The organism is Streptococcus oralis, from assembly GCF_023611505.1.
GTDB lineage: Bacteria > Bacillota > Bacilli > Lactobacillales > Streptococcaceae > Streptococcus > Streptococcus oralis_CT.
In genome coordinates this window covers 549,817-567,150 of the sequence record NZ_CP097843.1, presented here as the reverse complement: position 1 = coordinate 567,150, position 17,334 = coordinate 549,817, and the positions used below count along the sequence as shown (strand labels likewise).

General features: G+C 43.2%; 20 protein-coding genes. 2 read left to right on the top strand and 18 right to left on the bottom strand.

All coding sequences use genetic code 11. The features are described from left to right. Positions 1-9: 9 nt before the first annotated feature. From M9H69_RS03090 to M9H69_RS03065, 6 genes are all read right to left on the bottom strand, one after another. Positions 10-390, bottom strand: a complete 381-nt coding sequence (locus M9H69_RS03090) for a RidA family protein (RefSeq protein WP_250315877.1) — start codon at positions 388-390, stop codon at positions 10-12. Positions 391-399: 9 nt separating this feature from the next. Continuing rightward, the gene (gene yihA / locus M9H69_RS03085) at positions 400-987 is read right to left on the bottom strand and encodes a ribosome biogenesis GTP-binding protein YihA/YsxC (RefSeq protein ID WP_020900580.1); all 588 of its coding nucleotides are present in this window, start codon (positions 985-987) and stop codon (positions 400-402) included. 8 nt (positions 988-995) lie between these two features. Continuing rightward, positions 996-2,228 carry an ATP-dependent Clp protease ATP-binding subunit ClpX gene (gene clpX, locus M9H69_RS03080; RefSeq protein ID WP_250315876.1) on the bottom strand — a complete coding sequence of 411 codons (1,233 nt, stop codon included), beginning with the start codon at positions 2,226-2,228 and terminating at the stop codon, positions 996-998. Positions 2,229-2,429: 201 nt separating this feature from the next. Further along, entirely contained in the window at positions 2,430-2,936 is a 507-nt protein-coding gene (locus M9H69_RS03075; RefSeq protein WP_250315875.1) for a dihydrofolate reductase, read from the bottom strand. Positions 2,937-3,054: 118 nt separating this feature from the next. Further along, the gene (gene cmk / locus M9H69_RS03070; protein WP_000849413.1) at positions 3,055-3,729 is read right to left on the bottom strand and encodes a (d)CMP kinase; all 675 of its coding nucleotides are present in this window, start codon (positions 3,727-3,729) and stop codon (positions 3,055-3,057) included. A 9-nt stretch (positions 3,730-3,738) separates the two neighbouring features. After that, on the bottom strand, positions 3,739-4,245 hold the full coding sequence (locus tag M9H69_RS03065; protein ID WP_049549902.1) for an SAG1386/EF1546 family surface-associated protein: 507 nt from the start codon (positions 4,243-4,245) through the stop codon (positions 3,739-3,741). A 45-nt stretch (positions 4,246-4,290) separates the two neighbouring features. Here M9H69_RS03065 and M9H69_RS03060 point away from each other — a divergent pair, with 45 nt between their 5' ends. Beyond that, positions 4,291-4,494: a ferredoxin gene (locus tag M9H69_RS03060; protein WP_250315874.1), complete on the top strand. Its 204-nt coding sequence runs from the start codon at positions 4,291-4,293 to the stop codon at positions 4,492-4,494. A gap of 87 nt (positions 4,495-4,581) precedes the next feature. On the opposite strand, the gene M9H69_RS03055 is transcribed toward M9H69_RS03060, so the two are convergent. The 7 genes from M9H69_RS03055 to M9H69_RS03025 all read right to left on the bottom strand — a co-directional run bounded on the left by M9H69_RS03055 (position 4,582) and on the right by M9H69_RS03025 (position 11,878). Continuing rightward, positions 4,582-5,553: a glycosyltransferase family 2 protein gene (locus tag M9H69_RS03055; RefSeq protein WP_250315873.1), complete on the bottom strand. Its 972-nt coding sequence runs from the start codon at positions 5,551-5,553 to the stop codon at positions 4,582-4,584. Continuing rightward, entirely contained in the window at positions 5,537-6,556 is a 1,020-nt protein-coding gene (gene galE, locus M9H69_RS03050) for a UDP-glucose 4-epimerase GalE (protein WP_250315872.1), read from the bottom strand. Before galE ends, M9H69_RS03055 begins: the two co-directional genes overlap by 17 nt. 123 nt (positions 6,557-6,679) lie before the next feature. After that, positions 6,680-6,853, bottom strand: coding sequence for a hypothetical protein (locus M9H69_RS03045; RefSeq protein ID WP_250315871.1), 174 nt, complete (start codon positions 6,851-6,853; stop codon positions 6,680-6,682). A gap of 6 nt (positions 6,854-6,859) precedes the next feature. Next, the gene (locus M9H69_RS03040; RefSeq protein WP_250315870.1) at positions 6,860-7,963 is read right to left on the bottom strand and encodes an NAD(P)/FAD-dependent oxidoreductase; all 1,104 of its coding nucleotides are present in this window, start codon (positions 7,961-7,963) and stop codon (positions 6,860-6,862) included. Between the two features lie 16 nt (positions 7,964-7,979). Beyond that, a complete protein-coding gene (locus tag M9H69_RS03035; protein ID WP_250315869.1) occupies positions 7,980-8,777 on the bottom strand; it encodes a Nif3-like dinuclear metal center hexameric protein in 798 nt (265 codons plus the stop codon). After that, positions 8,764-9,441 (bottom strand): tRNA (adenine(22)-N(1))-methyltransferase, encoded by a 678-nt coding sequence (locus M9H69_RS03030; RefSeq protein WP_250315868.1) that lies wholly within the window; start codon positions 9,439-9,441, stop codon positions 8,764-8,766. Before M9H69_RS03030 ends, M9H69_RS03035 begins: the two co-directional genes overlap by 14 nt. A 100-nt stretch (positions 9,442-9,541) precedes the next feature. Continuing rightward, positions 9,542-11,878 (bottom strand): cation-translocating P-type ATPase, encoded by a 2,337-nt coding sequence (locus tag M9H69_RS03025; protein ID WP_250315867.1) that lies wholly within the window; start codon positions 11,876-11,878, stop codon positions 9,542-9,544. A 133-nt stretch (positions 11,879-12,011) separates the two neighbouring features. Here M9H69_RS03025 and M9H69_RS03020 point away from each other — a divergent pair, with 133 nt between their 5' ends. Further along, on the top strand, positions 12,012-12,761 hold the full coding sequence (locus tag M9H69_RS03020; protein ID WP_061598145.1) for a lysophospholipid acyltransferase family protein: 750 nt from the start codon (positions 12,012-12,014) through the stop codon (positions 12,759-12,761). A gap of 42 nt (positions 12,762-12,803) precedes the next feature. Here M9H69_RS03020 and M9H69_RS03015 read toward each other — a convergent pair whose 3' ends face one another. The 5 genes from M9H69_RS03015 to M9H69_RS02995 form a co-directional block, all read right to left on the bottom strand. Next, positions 12,804-13,496, bottom strand: coding sequence for an alpha/beta hydrolase-fold protein (locus M9H69_RS03015; RefSeq protein ID WP_250315866.1), 693 nt, complete (start codon positions 13,494-13,496; stop codon positions 12,804-12,806). Beyond that, positions 13,477-14,487, bottom strand: coding sequence for an ABC transporter substrate-binding protein (locus tag M9H69_RS03010; protein ID WP_250315865.1), 1,011 nt, complete (start codon positions 14,485-14,487; stop codon positions 13,477-13,479). Before M9H69_RS03010 ends, M9H69_RS03015 begins: the two co-directional genes overlap by 20 nt. Positions 14,488-14,506: 19 nt before the next feature. Beyond that, positions 14,507-15,262, bottom strand: a complete 756-nt coding sequence (locus M9H69_RS03005) for an ABC transporter ATP-binding protein (RefSeq protein ID WP_250315864.1) — start codon at positions 15,260-15,262, stop codon at positions 14,507-14,509. A 1-nt stretch (position 15,263) separates the two neighbouring features. Continuing rightward, a complete protein-coding gene (locus tag M9H69_RS03000; protein ID WP_250315863.1) occupies positions 15,264-16,310 on the bottom strand; it encodes a FecCD family ABC transporter permease in 1,047 nt (348 codons plus the stop codon). A gap of 160 nt (positions 16,311-16,470) precedes the next feature. Beyond that, positions 16,471-17,082 (bottom strand): CadD family cadmium resistance transporter, encoded by a 612-nt coding sequence (locus M9H69_RS02995; RefSeq protein WP_000531728.1) that lies wholly within the window; start codon positions 17,080-17,082, stop codon positions 16,471-16,473. Between the last annotated feature and the right edge of the window lie 252 nt (positions 17,083-17,334).

The window sequence follows — 17,334 nt, the reverse complement described above, 5'->3', positions numbered from 1 at the left end:
TCAACTAGCTTATCCAATCTCTGCGATTACTTCAATTTCGACTTTTACATCACGAGGAAGACGTGCAACCTCTACAGCTGAACGAGCTGGAAATTCCTCTTTAAAAGCAGTCTGGTAAACCTCATTAAAAGGAACAAAATCGTTCATATTGCTCAAGAAGCAAGTTGTTTTGACAACGTGGTCAAAGTCTGTTCCTGCTTCAGCCAAAATCGCACCGATGTTTTTCAAGACTTGTTCTGTCTGTTCTTGAATGGTCTCTCCTACGATTTCACCAGTTTCAGGAGATAGGGGAACTTGACCGCTAGCAAATAAAAGATTGCCAACGATTTTCCCTTGAACATAAGGTCCGATAGCCTTTGGAGCTTTATCTGTATGAATTGTTTTTGCCATTTCTTTCCCTCACAATTTTTCTAATATTGCATCCCAAGCCTGATCCATCCCCGCCTTGCTGACAGATGAAAAGAGGATGAAGTCGTCACTTGGGTCAAAGTTTAATTTCTTTTTGATTGCTGATTCATGCTTGTTCCACTTACCACGAGGAATCTTGTCTGCCTTGGTCGCAACGATGATAACCGGAATTTCATAATACTTGAGAAATTCGTACATCTGCACATCATCTGCTGACGGGTCGTGGCGGAGGTCCACCAGACTGACCACTGCACGAAGATTTTCCCGAGTGGTCAGGTACTCCTCAATCATGCGCCCCCACTTTTCACGTTCCTTTTTTGAAACGCGGGCATAACCATAACCTGGTACATCCACAAAACGCATCTTGTCATCAATATTAAAGAAGTTGAGAAGCTGGGTTTTCCCAGGTTTCCCTGATGTACGGGCAAGATTCTTGCGGTTTAGCATGGTGTTGATAAAGCTAGACTTGCCAACATTGGATCGTCCTGCAAGGGCAATCTCTGGCAGTTCATCCTGCGGATAGTGAGACTTATTAGCCGCACTGAGCAAGATTTCAGCATTGTGTGTATTAAGTTCCATACTCACCTCTAGGCTGTTTCTAGGATTGGTTTTTCCGTTCCATCGACAGCTTCTTTTGTGATGCGGACCAATTTCACATTTTCCTGACTTGGTACTTCAAACATGACATCTAGCATGGTTTCTTCGATGATGGAGCGAAGACCACGAGCCCCTGTCTTCCGTTCAATGGCCTTATTGGCGATTTCTCGCAGGGCTTCGTCGTCAAATTCCAACTCAACGTCATCATAAGAAAGCAAGGTTTGGTATTGTTTCACCAAGGCATTTCTTGGCTCTTTCAGGATGCGAACCAAGTCATCGACCGTCAATTGCTCAAGAGCTGCAAAGACAGGCAAGCGTCCAATCAACTCAGGAATAATCCCGAATTTTTGAATATCTTCTGCGATGATTTCTTGCATGTAAGAGCTGTTCTCATCAATCGCCTTGTTATTTTGGCCAAAACCGATGACTTTTTCCCCCAGACGTTGTTTGACGATTTCTTCGATGCCATCAAAGGCACCACCCACGATAAAGAGGATATTCTTGGTGTCCACTTGAATCATCTCTTGTTGTGGATGTTTGCGTCCACCTTGAGGCGGTACGCTGGCTACAGTTCCCTCGATAATCTTAAGAAGGGCTTGTTGCACCCCTTCACCAGAAACGTCACGTGTGATCGACACGTTCTCGCTCTTCTTGGCAATCTTGTCAATTTCATCAACGTAGATAATCCCACGTTCTGCACGTTCGATGTTAAAGTCAGCAGCCTGCAAGAGTTTGAGGAGAATATTTTCCACGTCCTCACCCACATACCCAGCCTCAGTAAGAGCTGTCGCATCTGCAATCGCAAAAGGCACGTTCAAGCTCTTAGCCAAGGTCTGGGCCAAGAAAGTTTTCCCAGAACCCGTTGGGCCAATCATCAAGATGTTTGACTTCTGCAAATCCACATCTTCTGACTCTTCACGCGTATCATGGAAATTGATGCGTTTGTAGTGGTTGTATACAGCTACTGCCAAGGCACGTTTGGCACGATCCTGACCAATCACATAGTGGTTCAAGATATTGAGGAGCTCGATTGGTTTTGGCACTTCAGACAAGTCTGCCAAGACTTCCTCAGCCAACTCCTCCCGAATGATTTCCTGGGCCAACTCCACACATTCATTACAGATAAAGGCGTTGTTCCCAGCGATTATTTTCTTTACTTCTTCTTGGCTCTTGCCACAAAATGAGCAATAAACCATCATATCATTTTTCCTATTTGTAGGCATGATTTCCTTCCGTTCTAATTTATCATTCTATCTAAAATAAGGTCATATAAAAAGCGTGGACACTGTTTACTAGATTGGTAAAAGCATTCAACCAGAGTAAGGCAGACAGTCCATAGCGCTTCTTACGAAAAGCCTGTGCTCCAGTCAAAATACAGATTACACACAAAAAAGCTGTAAAAAATCCAAATATACTGCGCTCCATTAGACTTCCTTTCTATCTCGGTATTCGATGGTAAAATCATAGTCGTTTTTCTCATCTCGCTCATAAGATTTGCTTGCGACTGTCTCAAAACGAGACAAGTCAAACTCCTCAGGGAAATAGGTATCTCCCTCCACCTGAGCATGAATCTGTGTCACAATGATTTCATCTAAATAAGGCTCAAAAGCCTGAAAAATCTGCTTTCCGCCAATGATATAGAGATTTTTTTCCTGACTCTGATACCACGCTAAAACAGACTCCACATCTTGAAATACGAGCGCCCCATCTATGACTTCTTCGCTATTGCGCGTTAAAATCAGGGTTTGCCGTTTTGGAAGCAGACGACGTCCCATGCCATCAAAGGTCACTCGCCCCATCAGTATAGCATGATTTAAAGTTGTTTCCTTAAAATGTTGCAACTCTGCCGGCAAATGCCAAGGGAGACGATTTTCCTTCCCAATCACACCTTTTTCATCCTGGGCCCAAATGGCTATGATTTTCTTTGTCATGCTTCCGTCCTTTTTATTGATATTACTATTCTATCAAAATTCTCCCAAAAAGACTGTTTTGAAACGCGCGCAAAAGAGAGAAAAGGAGCAGGCTTCATTTAGCCTGCTCCTCTCGTCCCTAGGACATATATTTTTTTGCTTCTGATTCAATTTTTTCGACCACTTCTTGGATACTTAGTCCAGTTGTGTCAAGATAAACTGCATCCTCAGCCTGTTTGAGAGGTGAGGTTTCACGATGACTGTCCTTGTAATCACGCGCAGCAATCTCTTCTTTCAACGTTTCCAAATCTGTCTCAATGCCTTTGGCAATATTTTCCTTGTAACGACGCTCTGCTCTTTCTTCAACAGAAGCCACTAAGAAAATCTTGAGTTCAGCTTGTGGTAAAACAACTGTCCCGATATCACGCCCATCCATGACGATACCACCTTGCTGAGCAATCTCTTGCTGGAGCGAAACCAGTTTCTCACGCACCTCAGGAATGGCAGCAATGCTTGAAACCTTGTTGGTCACTTCATTTTCACGAATCGGATGCGTAATATCAACATCCCCTACAAAAACAAGTTGCTCACCTGTTTCTGAACGACCAAAACTAATGGGGTGTTGGTTAAGAAGCTCAAGAAGTTGGTCTACATTTCCTGCATTCAACTGGTGTTTGAGCGCTATATAAGTCGCAGCACGGTACATAGCACCTGTATCGAGATAAGTATAACCAAAATCCTTAGCGACAATCTTTGCGACCGTACTCTTACCACTCGAAGCTGGACCATCGATAGCAATTTGAATTGTCTTCATGACCGACTCCTATCTTGTCTTAATCACATCACCTGGGTTGGCAAACCAAGATCCAGATGACATGTGAGAAGGATTTAGAGCCTCTAGCTGGGCAATGGAAATCCCTGCACGTTGAGCAAGAGCTGCTTCTCCCTCTCCAGGATGTACTGTAAGTGTTCCTTCACCTTCTGTATGTTCTTCCGAACTGCTCTCTGAAGGTGTTGATTCAGAAGAAGCTGTTTCCTCTACCTTGCTACTTGAAGATGATGATGCTTCTACTTTAGAACTTGAACTTGTAGAAGGAGACGATGCATCATAGAAGTCCTTCAAAGATGAAGTACGATTGCTTCCTCCGGTTGATAGGTAAATCAATACAACTACCATTGCTACAACGATTACAAAGAAGAGGCTAGCTAGAACTGTCAAGACACGATTGGCAACAACGCCTTTCCCTTTTTGTTTCCGGTGTCGACGCTCTGATCTTGTTTCTTCCTCATTGTTTTCGTAAATATCTTCTTGCCACGGTTCTTTTTCCATACCTTACTCCTTGTTTTTTTTACATTTTCTTATTACAATATAAATATGAAAGTCACACTTATACCCGAACGGTGCATCGCCTGCGGGCTTTGCCAAACCTACTCTGAACTCTTTGATTACCATGATAATGGAATCGTTCGATTTTACGATGATCCAGTTGAATTGCAAAGAGAAATCGCTGAGAGCAGCGATGTTCTGGAGGCCATCAAAAATTGTCCTACAAGAGCACTTCTAAAAGATCCATCGTAGGAAGCAGGGAATGAATGTTATTGATTTTTTCTCATTTTTCCCACACTTACTAGTTTAGCATATTTCTAGGTAAAATTATAGTCTTTTTCAGTTATTTTTTCCTTCAATAATAGAAAGGTCACTTTTTTCTTTGACGAGATAGAGTGGTCTTTTTTTGGTTTCTAGATAAATCTTACTAATATACTTACCGAGAATACCAATCGTCAGAAGTTGAATCCCTCCAAGAAAGAGGATGACAGCCATCAAAGACGTCCAACCAGATGTCGGATTTCCCAAGATAAGAGTCCGAAACACTACAAAAAATGTCATCACAAAAGAAAGAAAACAAGATAGGAGTCCCGCTACAAAGGCTATACTCAAGGGAAAATCTGAAAAGTTAAGAATCCCTTCAATCGAGTAGAAAAAGAGTTGTCTAAAACTCCAACTGGTCTTGCCAGCCTGTCGTTCAACGTTTGGATAATCAAGATAGTGCGTTTTAAAACCCACCCAGGCAAAGAGTCCTTTAGAAAAACGATTGGACTCGGTCAGGGTTAAAATAGCATCTACCACAGACCTTCTCATCATGCGAAAATCACGGACACCTGAGGGTAGAGCCACTGGGCTAATTTTTTGCATGAGGCGGTAAAAGAGGTCAGCACAGAAACTGCGGAAAAAGGGTTCCCCCTCCCGACTAGTTCTCCGTGTCCCAACACAGTCTAAGTCTGCATTCTGGTCTAGTAAGGCCTTCATTTCGAGCAACATACTTGGAGGGTCCTGGAGGTCTGCATCCATCACGACCACCAGGTCCCCAGTCGCATACTGCAAACCTGCGTATAAGGCTGCCTCTTTCCCAAAATTTCGAGAGAATGAGACATAACGGACCGCAGGATTTTGCTCCCGATAGGCCTTCAAAAGCTCTAAGGTCCCATCACTTGAGCCATCGTCTACAAAGACATATTCGACCTCTGCTCCCAAGTCAGGAAGCAGAGCTTCCACAGACTGATAAAAAAGAGGAAGTACTTCCTCTTCGTTTAGACAAGGGACGATGATTGAAATCATCATCTTAGTCTTCAAATCCATTTGGATGCTTGCTTTGCCAACGCCATGCGTCTTCACACATTTGGGTGATGTCGAGTTCTGCTTCCCATCCGAGCTCTGCTTTGGCTTTTGCTGGGTCTGAGTAGCAGGCAGCGATATCACCTGGGCGGCGTTCTACGATGCGGTAAGGAATAGGACGTCCCACTGCTTTTTCCATATTTTGGATAATTTCAAGAACAGAGTAGCCCTTGCCTGTTCCAAGGTTATAAATGTTAAGGCCAGACCCCTTTTGGATTTTTTGAAGAGCTGCAACGTGACCTTTAGCCAAGTCAACAACGTGGATATAGTCACGAACACCAGTGCCATCTTCCGTATCGTAATCGTCTCCGAAGACTTGCACTTGCTCTAATTTTCCAACAGCTACCTGAGTCACATATGGTAAGAGATTGTTTGGAATACCGTTTGGATTTTCTCCTAAATCTCCACTCTCATGTGCTCCAATTGGATTAAAGTAACGAAGCAAGACCACATTCCATTCTGAGTCTGCTTTGTAGATATCGGTCAAGATTTCTTCTAGCATGAGTTTGGTACGACCATACGGATTGGTCACTGAAAGTGGGAAATCTTCTAAGATTGGAACTGTGTGAGGATCTCCATATACTGTCGCAGAAGAACTGAAGATGATATTCTTACAGTTTGCTTCTTCCATAACTTTTAAAAGACTAAGAGTTCCAGCGATATTGTTGTCATAGTAGGCAAGAGGGATACGGGTTGATTCGCCAACAGCCTTCAAGCCCGCAAAGTGAATGACACCAGTCGGTTCTTCCTGCTTGAAAATATCTCTGAGAGTATCCGTATCACGGATATCCGCCTCATAGAAAGGCACTTCAACCCCTGTAATTCTCTCAACAACTTCTATACTTTTACGATTGCTATTGACAAGATTATCCACTACAACCACTTGATGACCTGCTTGGATCAACTCAATAACAGTGTGGGTTCCGATAAAACCTGCTCCACCTGTTACCAAAATTTTTTCTTGCATCTTTTTTCCTCGATTCTCGAATTATTTTTTCTTATTTTACCATTTTTGATAGGGAATGTCATTTGCCATCCTAGAGGGGAGACTAAAATTTCAGTAAAATGCTTATACTCTTCGAAAATCTCTTCAAACAACGTCAGCTTCACCTTGCCGTGGATTGGTATGGTTACTGACTTCATCAGTTCGATCCACAATCTCAAAACAGTGTTTTGAGCTGACTTCATCAGTTCTATCTACAACCTCAAAGCCATGCTTTGAGCAGCCTGTGGCTAGCTTCCTAGTTTGCTCTTTGATTTTCATTGAGTATTATTCGCTTTTTACTCGTTTGACATAGTTTGCAATTGGATAGTTTACTGGGTCCAGAGTCAATTCCTTGTCTTGGATTAGTTGAGCTAAATGGTAACCAATGATAGGACCCGTTGTGAGGCCTGATGAACCTAGACCACTAGCCGCATAGACACCTGCTAAGCCTGGCACCTGTCCAAAGAAAGGGGAGAAATCACGAGTATAAGCACGGATTCCCACACGCTCAGCTCTGGAAGTCGCTTTAGCTAAGGCTGGATAGTGAGGTAAGGCTGCCTCCTCCATTTGTTGGAGCAAGGTTTCATCTACTGTCAAATCAAATCCCATATCATTTTCGTGGGTAGCGCCCAAGGACAATTTCCCACCTGCAAAAGGGATCAAATCCCACTCCCCTTCTGGCATGACAACAGGATAGGATTCCATATCTTTGGAAATCTGATAATCTTGGAGTTGCCCTTTCTGAGGACGAACATCTACCTCATATCCTAAAGGTTCCAAAATATCCCCCAACCAAGCTCCCGTCGCTAAAACAACCAATTCAAACACCTCTTCGCCAATCTGATAGCCGGATGCTAATGGTGTCAGACTCACTTTTTCTTTGACCAGCTTGACTTGACTGGCTTCTAGCAAACGAGTCACTAAGAGGTGGCCATCTACTCTCGCCCCACCAGAAGCATAGAGCAAGTGGTCAAATCCCTGCAAACCAGGGAATAATTCATTTGCAGACGCTTGGTCCAGAATAGCTAACTGGCCTATCAAGGGAGATTCTTCCCTGCGCTGAAGGGCTAGCTCATAGAGTTCTTTCAACTTGGATTCGTCCTTTTTCAAGAGAAAAACTCCTGAGCGTTGGTAAAAGTCGATTTCCTGATCAGACTTTTCTAAATCAGCCAACAAATCCACATAAAAGTCAGCCCCCAAGCGTGCCATCTTGTACCAAGCTTTATTACGTCGTTTTGAAAACCAAGGACTGATAATTCCCGCTGCTGCCTTGGTAGCCTGTCCCTGCCCATGGTCAAAGACGGTTACCTCAAGGTCACTTTCTTTCGAGAGGTAGTAGGCAACTGTTGCCCCCACAATCCCTGCTCCAATAATGGCAACTTCTTTCATTGTTTTCACTTTCTAACTAGATATGGTGGAAAGGATTGGTCGATGCTTGACTAGGCAAAATCTCAATAGGCCAGCCCTTTTCTGCCTTCCATTGGGCAAGGAGCGCAGTAATTTTTTCGACAAAAAGGATTTCGATATAGTGGCCCGGGTCCAGCGCCAACAAGCCATCTGACAACATATCCTGAGCTGTGTGGTAGTAGATGTCACCAGTAATATAGACATCTGCCCCCTTTGCCAAAGCATCAGGATAGAAAGACTGACCACTACCACCGCAAATGGCAACTCTTGAAATTTCCTTCTTCAAATCACTCTCTTGATAATGCACCATGCGAAGACTATCTAGACCAAAAACATGTTTGACATGACTGGCAAATTCTTCATATGTTTGAGGTTGAATGTCACCAATACGCCCAATCCCACGTTCTGGGCCTGTTTCCTGCAGATAAGTGGTCTCCTCGATACCTAGCATCTGGCAAAACCAGTCATTGAGGCCATTTTCAACGATGTCAATATTGGTGTGACTGACATAAACGGCAATGTCATGTTTGATGAGGTCGATGTAAATCTGATTTTGCGGACGGCTGGCGACCAAGTCCTTGATGGGACGGAAAATCGGCGCGTGCTTAACGATAATCAAATCCACACCCTTTTCAATGGCTTCAGCCACCGTTTCTTCACGAATATCCAGGGCAACCATAATCCTTTGAATATCCTTGTCTAGAGTTCCAATTTGCAGGCCACGACTGTCTCCCTCCATGGAAAATTCCTGAGGACAAAAGTCTTCATAACGTTTAATCACTTCACTTGCTAACATGGAGCACCTCCTTGATGGCTTGAATTTTATGAGCTAGAACTTGACGTTCTTCCAGATTTTTTTCTGGGATTTGTCCGAGGGCGAACTCTAGCTTAACAGCTTCTTTTTGCCATTTTTGGACAAATACTGGACTGACCTCTTTGGACAAGAAAGGTCCAAAGCGAACATCACTGGCAGATAACTTCATTTGTCCTGCTTCCACAACTAGAATTTCATAAAACTTGCCTGCTTCTTCTAGGATGCTTTCTGCTACGATTTGAAAACCGTGGTCTTGTAGCCAGATGCGCAAGTCGTCTTCACGATTATTTGGCTGGAGGATTAAACGTTCTACACTCGCAAGCTTATCCAATCCTTCTTCCAATATCCTAGCAATCAAACGACCACCCATACCTGCAATGGTGATAACCGATACTTGGTCGACATCTTCAAAGGCTGCTAAGCCATTGGCTAAACGAACTTGGATTTTCTCCTTTAGACCGTGAGCCTCAACATTTTTGACCGCAGACTGGTAGGGACCTTCCACCACTTCCCCTGCAATAGCACTTTTAATTTGGCCTCTTTCGACCAACTCGATAGGCAGATAAGCATGGTCACTCCCCACATCAAGTAACACAGCACCTTGGGGCACAAAGGACACCACCAATTCTAATCTCTTTGAAATCATCTTCTCTCGCTTTCCAAAACTCTATTACCTTTTATTATACCATATTTCAGCTAGCAATCTTGCACCTAAAAAACCGCAATCCACAGATTGCAGTCTTTCTTTATTTTCTAGCTTGATAACGACTAGTTAGAATGAAAATCAGGGTAAAGACCAGCATCATAGTTCCATAAACAGGCAGTGTTTGTCCAGTTAAGGTTGATATTTCAAGCAGTTTCTGGATTCTTGGGAAGAGAGCTGTAGTCAGGAAGCCTCCTACTGACCAAACAATCAAGAGAACACGCCAGAGGGTAAATGGCATGCAGGCTCTAAATACGGATAAGAAACCGATAGACCCAAGGAGATAATAGAGGAGAGTTGACATTTCTAACTCAGACCAACCTTGACTCGCTCCAAATATTTTCACAAAAAGAACGCTGAAGACGACCATAAGGGCACTTGGTAGGGCACGAAGCATGGATCTTCTGAGGAAATTTGGCTCAACAGGTTTGATATTTCGCTCAAAAGTCAGAACGAATGGTGGGAAACCTTCCACGAATTGGTCGATCATGGTAATCTGGATCGGGATGAAAGGGAAAATCAAGATCCACTCAGACCGTCCCAGAAGAACACTGGCGATACAAATCACCGCTAACAGGAAGGAATAGATGGTCTTAATCAAGAAAATCGGTGCGATATGAGCGATGTTATTGACCACGCGACGGCCTTCAAAGAGAATCTCAGGAACATCATTAAAGTCTGAGTTCAAGAGAACCAGATTAGCAATCTGACGCGTCGCCGGATCTCCTTCAGCCATCACGATAGAACAATCCGCCTCACGAAGGGCCAGGATATCATTGACTCCGTCCCCTGTCATTGCTGTTGTATGCCCTACTTTTTTCAGCGTTTGGATGATGAGTTTCTTTTGATGAGGGGAAACACGTCCGAAAATAGCTGTTTCTTCAGCCATGGCAATCAATTCCTCATCCGTGATTTTTGAACAGTCTACATAGCTTTGATAGTCTGCAAAGCCAGCCTTCTGGGCAATGCTGGATACAGTGACAGGATTGTCTCCAGAGATAATCTTGAGTCCCACTTCCTGGGAACGGAGGTAGTCTAGTGTCTCAGCTGCTCCTTCTCGAATGGGGTCCAAGATTTCCAGCAAGGCAAGAGCTTGAATATCAGATGGTTTTTGTGGCTTGTGGTGGTCTAGTTTTTCGTGACTGAGAGCCAAGACCAAGACACGAGAACCTCGCTCCAAGGCCTCTCTGGCTTCTGGTACTTCAGAGTCCAACAACATCTCAGGCGCCCCTAAGAAAACTGTCCCTAGCCCTTCCAACTCCATAGCTCCCCACTTGCGGTCGCTAGAGAAAGGCAGATTGGAAAGCATAGGATAAGCAACTTCTCCCACAAAACGCTGGCGAATGGCTTGAGCTGTAGGATTTTTATCCTCACTATGATATATATAGCTGGTCAGAATGCTTGCAATAGTCTCTTCACCATACGTTTCCGTCAGAGGAAGAACCGCCTCCACCTGCATCTTTCCTTGGGTGATGGTCCCCGTCTTGTCCAGACAGAGCATATCCACGCGCGCCAAGGTCTCAACAGAGTACATCTCCTGCACCAAGACCTTTTTCAAGCCCAGCTTGATCACCGCAGTCAAGAGCGAAGTGATGGTCAAAAGGGCGATTCCCTTGGGCAACATACCCAAAAGTGCTGTCGAAGTATTCACTACAGAAGACTTGAGAGGCAAGCCTTTTAACATCAAGGCTTCTAGCAGGAGAGCTAGACCAAAGGGAATGATAATCTTCCCAGTAAAACCTGCTAGCTTGTCCAGCGATTTCATGATACGAGAGTTGATGGGTTTAACAGTCTTGGCTTCCAGCATGAGTTTGGAAGCATAGTTTTCTGCCCCGACATGGCGGACACGGGCTAAAACTGACCCACTGGCTAAGAAACTTCCAGACAAAAGCAAGGCGTCAACTTCCTTTTGCACCAAATCACTCTCACCCGTTAACATGGCTTCATTGACTTCCGCAAAGCCTTCTAAAACCCGCGCATCACTAGGAATCTGCTCCCCAGCAGACAGACGAATCACATCACCTAGAACCAACTCTTCTGGATTGATGGCAATTTCCTGACCCTCACGGATGGTTTTGACCTTTTCCTTGGTCATGAGATTGAGCTTGTCCACCATGTGTTTGGCCCGTAGTTCGGTAACAATCCCAGAAAAAGCGTTAAAGCAGATAACAGCAAAGAAGACCAAATTGCTCCAAGCCTGCACAAAAGCTAGCGCTAGAGCAATAACAAAGTTTAATGCGTTAAAAAGTGTAAAAACATTTCGTTTAACGATTTGCCAAGTACTGGTACTGGCCGAAGCGGTAAAGTCATTGACCAAACCTTGAGCCTGTCTTTCCTTTACTTCTCTTTGGGTTAATCCCATAATCTTATTTTTATCCATGAATTCTATCATATCATTTTTTCTAGAAGAATTCTAATCTCATCCAAAAACTGTTGGTTGATAACTGAAAAAGTTTGCCAGTAGTCTTTTGATAAGGTATAATAATAAAAGCAATACAATTGAAGGAGTTCTCATGTTCTATACTTATTTGCGTGGACTAGTCATGCTGATCTTGTGGTCCATCAATGGCAATGCCCACTACCACAATACTGATAAAATCCCTAGTAAAGATGAAAACTATATCCTAGTAGCACCTCATCGGACTTGGTGGGATCCAGTTTACATGGCTTTTGCGACCAAACCAAAACAATTCATCTTTATGGCCAAAAAAGAGCTGTTTAACAACCGCATCTTTGGCTGGTGGATCCGTATGTGTGGCGCCTTTCCTATTGACCGGGAAAAACCTAGTGCCTCTGCCATCAAGTACCCTATCAACGTCCTCAAAAAAAGCGATTGCTCTCTCATCATGTTCCCAAGTGGGAGCCGTCACTCAAATGATGTCAAGGGTGGAGTTGCCTTGATTGCCAAAATGGCCAAGGTCCGTATCATGCCTGTCACCTACACAGGTCCCATGACCTTAAAAGGTTTGGTTAGCCGTGAACGTGTGGATATGAACTTTGGAAATCCAATCGATATCTCAGACATTAAGAAAATGAATGATGAAGGAATCGAAATGGTTGCAGACCGTATCCAAGCAGAATTCCAACGTTTGGACGAAGAAACCAAGCAATGGCACAATGATAAAAAACCAAATCCACTCTGGTGGTTAGTCCGCATCCCAGCCCTCATCCTTGCTGTGATTGTTGGTATCCTAACGATTATCTTTACCTTCATCGCAAGCTTTATCTGGAATCCAGATAAGAAGAGAGAGTCTCTTGGTTAAAAAATACAATTATCCCTTGGCTTTTGCCAAGGGATATTTCTTTTATTCGATTTTCCATTTTTGGGCCAACCAGTTGGAAAAGGCTAGGAATCGTTCAGCCACTTGCTCATGATGCCCATAGGGATCAAAGACAAACTGACTAGTCGGATAGTGTTTCTGAAGACTGGTATGAATCTGCTCAGCATAGACTGGTGCTTGAGCCAAGCGATTGGTATGATGGGCTCCTTCTGTTTGACCATTCTGTAAATACAGCAAACAATCTAAATTTTTCACCTTTTCTTCCCTGCAATAAGTCGTAAAATCAGGATACCAAAAGGAACCGCAGATAGAGAAGATACAGGAGACCTTATCAAAACGGAAAAGACTGTATACTGCCGCCAAACCACCTAGTGAGTAACCTCCATAGGCAAGGCGATTTTTGTCCAGGCGATAAAGCACCTGCAACTTTTCTAAAAGACTACCAAATAAATGACCATGATAGGCATTTGCCTGACCGCCAAAATCTTGAGCTCCATCTCTCAGAGCAGCTGCCTTCCATGGAGTGTAGTCGTCTAGGCGATTTTTAGAGGTCAAGCCCACTAAAATCACAGATTCTGAAAGGGAGGATAGGAAATCCAAGTTTCCATCATTCAAAAGAATCGCTGGATAGGTTTGACTGGGATCATAGGTCGAAGGAAGGCTGACCTTGACTTGGATCCCTTCCCAATCAAACTCATTATTTATTGATAAAGTCATTGATTTTCTCAAGGGAATCAATCACTGCTGGACCATAGTCCATCAACTCATCGTAGGAAATGGTCATGATTTTTTGATTCTTAATTGCAGGAACGTTTTCCAAAACTTCATTTGCCTTCATCAACTCTACTGCGTTGGCATCCAATTTTTTATTGCGGTCGCTGGTCACATAGATAATCAACTCAGGATCCATTGACACGAGATTTTCCAAGGTCAAGCCTGATGTTCCCGTTGCAACGTTGGTATAACCAAGTTGATTCAACAAGCTCTCTTGCAAAGCAGACTTGTAAGCACCGAAGGTTTCGTCATTATAAGCAACCATAATCAAAGCCTTTTTCTTTTCACCTTGGCTTTCTGGATTGGCTTTCTTAACAGCATCAATTTTAGCTTGTAATTGGGCTGCGTATTCATTAGCCTTGTCCTGAACATTGAAAATCATTCCAAGATTTTTAACGTCTTCTACAATATTTCCCAAATCTTGCTGAATCGTTGAGAGAGAAGCTTTTTGTGTATAGACTGGGATTTTGTTTTCATTCCAAGTGCTAACTGTCCCCAAGGATTTTTCAGAAAACATCATGTTTCGACCCATCACAGCATCTGGCTCATAAGAAAGGACTGTCTCTTGTGAGACTGTTTTTTTATCTCCAATTTGAGGAATAGTCGCAATTGCGTCCTTGTATTTGTCCGTCACAGCATTATCAGGGTTAAGCATGCCAGCAATTTTATCCTTCAAGCCCAACTCCAATAAGATTTCAGTGGTTGATAGATTGTTGGTGATAACTTTTTCAGGTGCCTTGTCAAAGACTTGTTCGACTTCATTTCCCTTAGCATCATAGGTTTTGACCGTTAGTGGATAAGTCGTCTTTGTGTTCGCCTTTTGACTTGTTTCTGTGCTAGACTGTGTGGTAGTTTTTTCTGTAGTAGTATTGCCACAAGCTGTCATGGTTAGGGTAGCTACTGTTACGAGTAAAATGCTTAGTGTTTTTTTCATCTTGTTTTCCTTTTCATTCTTATAAATAGTGAATCATAGCTTGCTGATCCTCGGTCCAAGTAACCTGACTTTGAACTCCGTATACAGTTTGCAATGACTCAGGGGTGATGGTCTCCTTTGGAGTCCCTTGGTAAAGGATTTCTCCCTCTTTCATCAGATAGAGATAATCCGAATAGCGACAAGCAAGTTGAATATCATGTAGGACAGCTAAAACATTGACCTTGAGATTCTTCACAATGGCCAACAAGTCTAGCTGATACTTGATATCCAGGTGATTGGTAGGTTCATCCAGGAGCAAGAGAGTCGGTTCTTGCGCCAAGGCGCGGGCTAATAAGACTCGTTGTTTCTCCCCCCCTGACAGGGACGAATAAAGACGAGTTTTCTTCTCAAGCATATCCACCTTGACGAGAGCATCTTGAACGAGGGCATAATCCCTTTCCTTTTCCTTCTGTAAAAAAGAGAGATGGGGAGTTCTTCCCAGCAAGACGATTTCCTCAACTGTACAATCAAACTGCAATTGATTAAACTGGGTGACAACTGCCATTTGCTTGGCTGTTTCTTTGAGTGACCAATGCTCCAGTGGCTTTCCATCTAGTCTTATCAAGCCTTTATTCGCCTTTTTCTGACGATAGAGGAGTTTAAGCAGACTGGTTTTTCCACTTCCATTTGGCCCTAGTATCGTATGAAATTGATGCCCCTCAACCTTAAGAGAAACTCCTTTTAAGATTTTTTTCTCTCCTAGTCCAAAGTGAACATCCTGACAAATCAAGTCCATATCAGGCCCTCACCTCCCTTCGCCTACCTCCAACAATGTAGATAAAGAAGGGAGCACCTACTAAGGCTGTGAAAATACCAATAGGCAACTCAGCATTTGGAATGATGATACGGGAGAGTACATCTGCCCAGACCACAAAGAGGGAACCAAGTATGGTCGCAATAGGAAAAAGCCTCCTGTAATTCGTTCCCACTAACCCTCGAGCTAAGTGAGGAGTAATCAGACCAACAAATCCAATAATCCCACAGGTTGCCACTAAGACTGCTGTCAGCACAGCCACCATGGTCACATAAAGATACCAATAAAAGCGTAAGGGAATGCCCAAAGTTAAAGCAGCCTCATCTCCCATCATCATCGCATTAAAAACACGATACTGAGTAGAGAAAAATAGAAAGGCCATTCCTACTACTACAGTTGGCAGAACTAAGTCAGACCAGGTAGTCCCGGCAAGCGAGCCCATGGTCCAAAACTTAATGGTCATCACACTGTCAGCATTAGCACCCACTGAGATAATAAAGTTGGAAAATGCCAGAAAAAGAGCATTGACCACCGTTCCTGATAAGATCAGACTGGAAGTTGTCATCCTTCCCTGCATGGAGGCAATGATGAGGACAGTGATTGTTGCCAAAATAGCTCCAAGGAAAGCTCCAAGGCTAATCACCAATTTTAAACCAAGAATGATGCTCAAAGTTGCCCCTAGAGTTGCACCCGCAGAAATTCCTAAGACATAAGGCTCTGCGATGGGATTGTTCACTGTAGACTGCATCACGCTACCACACATGGAAAGACCAACCCCTACTATCAGAGCGAGCAATACTCGGGGGAATCTCATGTTCCACACAATGGCAAGAGTAGACTTGGAAACCTCTCCTATCTCAAGAGGAAACCCCAACCTGCTCAAAATGATCCGATAGGTATCTCCTAAGTCAATCGCTACGGACCCCATAGAAACTGCTAGAAAGAGGGAAATCCCTAAAATACCTAGCAAAACACCTAAAAGTAACACAAATTGCAGGTCCCGTCGGCTTCCAGAAAATTTGGAAAGCATGAAAACCTCCTTAAACAAAATTAAAAATTTAGAAAATTCTCATAAAAAGTATACCATATTTCCATTGGATGAACAAGGATAGAAACATAGATAGAAAAAGCCCTCTGAAGTCAGAGAGCTGATTTGAGCTCGGGCTAAAATCCTAGTGAAACAAAAAAATCTACACGATCAGAAAAGTCTCTATCGTGCCATTTTCATACATGATGTATAGTCCAAGTAGAATGAATACTATGGGCACAATGATTCGCTCGTATTTTTCAATTGTCTCGAATATTAACGGAATAGAGGATAACATCCGACTAATCTCGCAAAAGATAATTATGCCGATTACAAACACAAGCAACGCCACGAGGGTCTGTGACCAATCTAACGAAGCAAAATAAGGTATATAGATACCTAAATTATCTCCACCAGACGCAATTGTCAGCAATGTAACTGTCCAAAACAGTTGATTTGCCTTGCTTTGTTCTAATCTTTCAATAATTTCTTCCTCTTCTTCCTCACCTTCTCCAACAATTGCAAAGCGAATCCCTAAATAGATAGGGATTAAACCAAGCAATCCAACCATCCATTCTTCAGGCACGAAATTAACGACATAAGCAGCAACTAAACTCGCCCCTACAAGTAAGCCTGTTCCTAGATATTGCCCCGCATAAATATGCCATTTCTGTTTATTCTGTGATAGCTGTGCAAATAAAATAATTAAAATAATTAAATAATCGATACTGGTGGAAATATAAACACCAATAGCAGATATGATTGTCTGTCCCATAAAAACCTCCTGTATTAGTCAGTAATAAATCAGCAGATTTTAGGAGAGCACAGACACATTAATTTAGCTATCGCTAGTGGGTAATGTCGAACGTAGGAAAGCATTTTACTCCTCCTCAAAACGTAGTTACAAAGTAATTTCTAACTGGAATTCGGTGACTACTTCTATGTAAAGTATAACATACTATACTTTACTTCGTAAAGTGTGGGCTCTCCGAGGGGGCTTGCAGACAGTTACTCGGCTTTTCAAGCC

Excerpts from the sequence above, each read along its gene's own strand:
- M9H69_RS02995 (WP_000531728.1), bottom strand. The coding sequence starts at position 17,082 with ATGGGACAGACAATCATATCTGCTATTGGTGTTTATATTTCCACCAGT.
- yihA (WP_020900580.1), bottom strand. The coding sequence starts at position 987 with ATGGAACTTAATACACACAATGCTGAAATCTTGCTCAGTGCGGCTAAT.
- M9H69_RS03060 (WP_250315874.1), top strand. The coding sequence starts at position 4,291 with ATGAAAGTCACACTTATACCCGAACGGTGCATCGCCTGCGGGCTTTGC.
- cmk (WP_000849413.1), bottom strand. The coding sequence starts at position 3,729 with ATGAAGACAATTCAAATTGCTATCGATGGTCCAGCTTCGAGTGGTAAG.
- M9H69_RS03020 (WP_061598145.1), top strand. The coding sequence starts at position 12,012 with ATGTTCTATACTTATTTGCGTGGACTAGTCATGCTGATCTTGTGGTCC.
- M9H69_RS03025 (WP_250315867.1), bottom strand. The coding sequence starts at position 11,878 with ATGGATAAAAATAAGATTATGGGATTAACCCAAAGAGAAGTAAAGGAA.
- M9H69_RS03055 (WP_250315873.1), bottom strand. The coding sequence starts at position 5,553 with ATGGATTTGAAGACTAAGATGATGATTTCAATCATCGTCCCTTGTCTA.
- M9H69_RS03030 (WP_250315868.1), bottom strand. The coding sequence starts at position 9,441 with ATGATTTCAAAGAGATTAGAATTGGTGGTGTCCTTTGTGCCCCAAGGT.
- M9H69_RS03010 (WP_250315865.1), bottom strand. The coding sequence starts at position 14,487 with ATGAAAAAAACACTAAGCATTTTACTCGTAACAGTAGCTACCCTAACC.
- M9H69_RS03035 (WP_250315869.1), bottom strand. The coding sequence starts at position 8,777 with ATGTTAGCAAGTGAAGTGATTAAACGTTATGAAGACTTTTGTCCTCAG.
- M9H69_RS03015 (WP_250315866.1), bottom strand. The coding sequence starts at position 13,496 with ATGACTTTATCAATAAATAATGAGTTTGATTGGGAAGGGATCCAAGTC.
- M9H69_RS03005 (WP_250315864.1), bottom strand. The coding sequence starts at position 15,262 with ATGGACTTGATTTGTCAGGATGTTCACTTTGGACTAGGAGAGAAAAAA.
- clpX (WP_250315876.1), bottom strand. The coding sequence starts at position 2,228 with ATGCCTACAAATAGGAAAAATGATATGATGGTTTATTGCTCATTTTGT.
- M9H69_RS03090 (WP_250315877.1), bottom strand. The coding sequence starts at position 390 with ATGGCAAAAACAATTCATACAGATAAAGCTCCAAAGGCTATCGGACCT.
- M9H69_RS03075 (WP_250315875.1), bottom strand. The coding sequence starts at position 2,936 with ATGACAAAGAAAATCATAGCCATTTGGGCCCAGGATGAAAAAGGTGTG.
- M9H69_RS03065 (WP_049549902.1), bottom strand. The coding sequence starts at position 4,245 with ATGGAAAAAGAACCGTGGCAAGAAGATATTTACGAAAACAATGAGGAA.
- M9H69_RS03045 (WP_250315871.1), bottom strand. The coding sequence starts at position 6,853 with ATGAAAATCAAAGAGCAAACTAGGAAGCTAGCCACAGGCTGCTCAAAG.
- M9H69_RS03040 (WP_250315870.1), bottom strand. The coding sequence starts at position 7,963 with ATGAAAGAAGTTGCCATTATTGGAGCAGGGATTGTGGGGGCAACAGTT.
- galE (WP_250315872.1), bottom strand. The coding sequence starts at position 6,556 with ATGCAAGAAAAAATTTTGGTAACAGGTGGAGCAGGTTTTATCGGAACC.
- M9H69_RS03000 (WP_250315863.1), bottom strand. The coding sequence starts at position 16,310 with ATGCTTTCCAAATTTTCTGGAAGCCGACGGGACCTGCAATTTGTGTTA.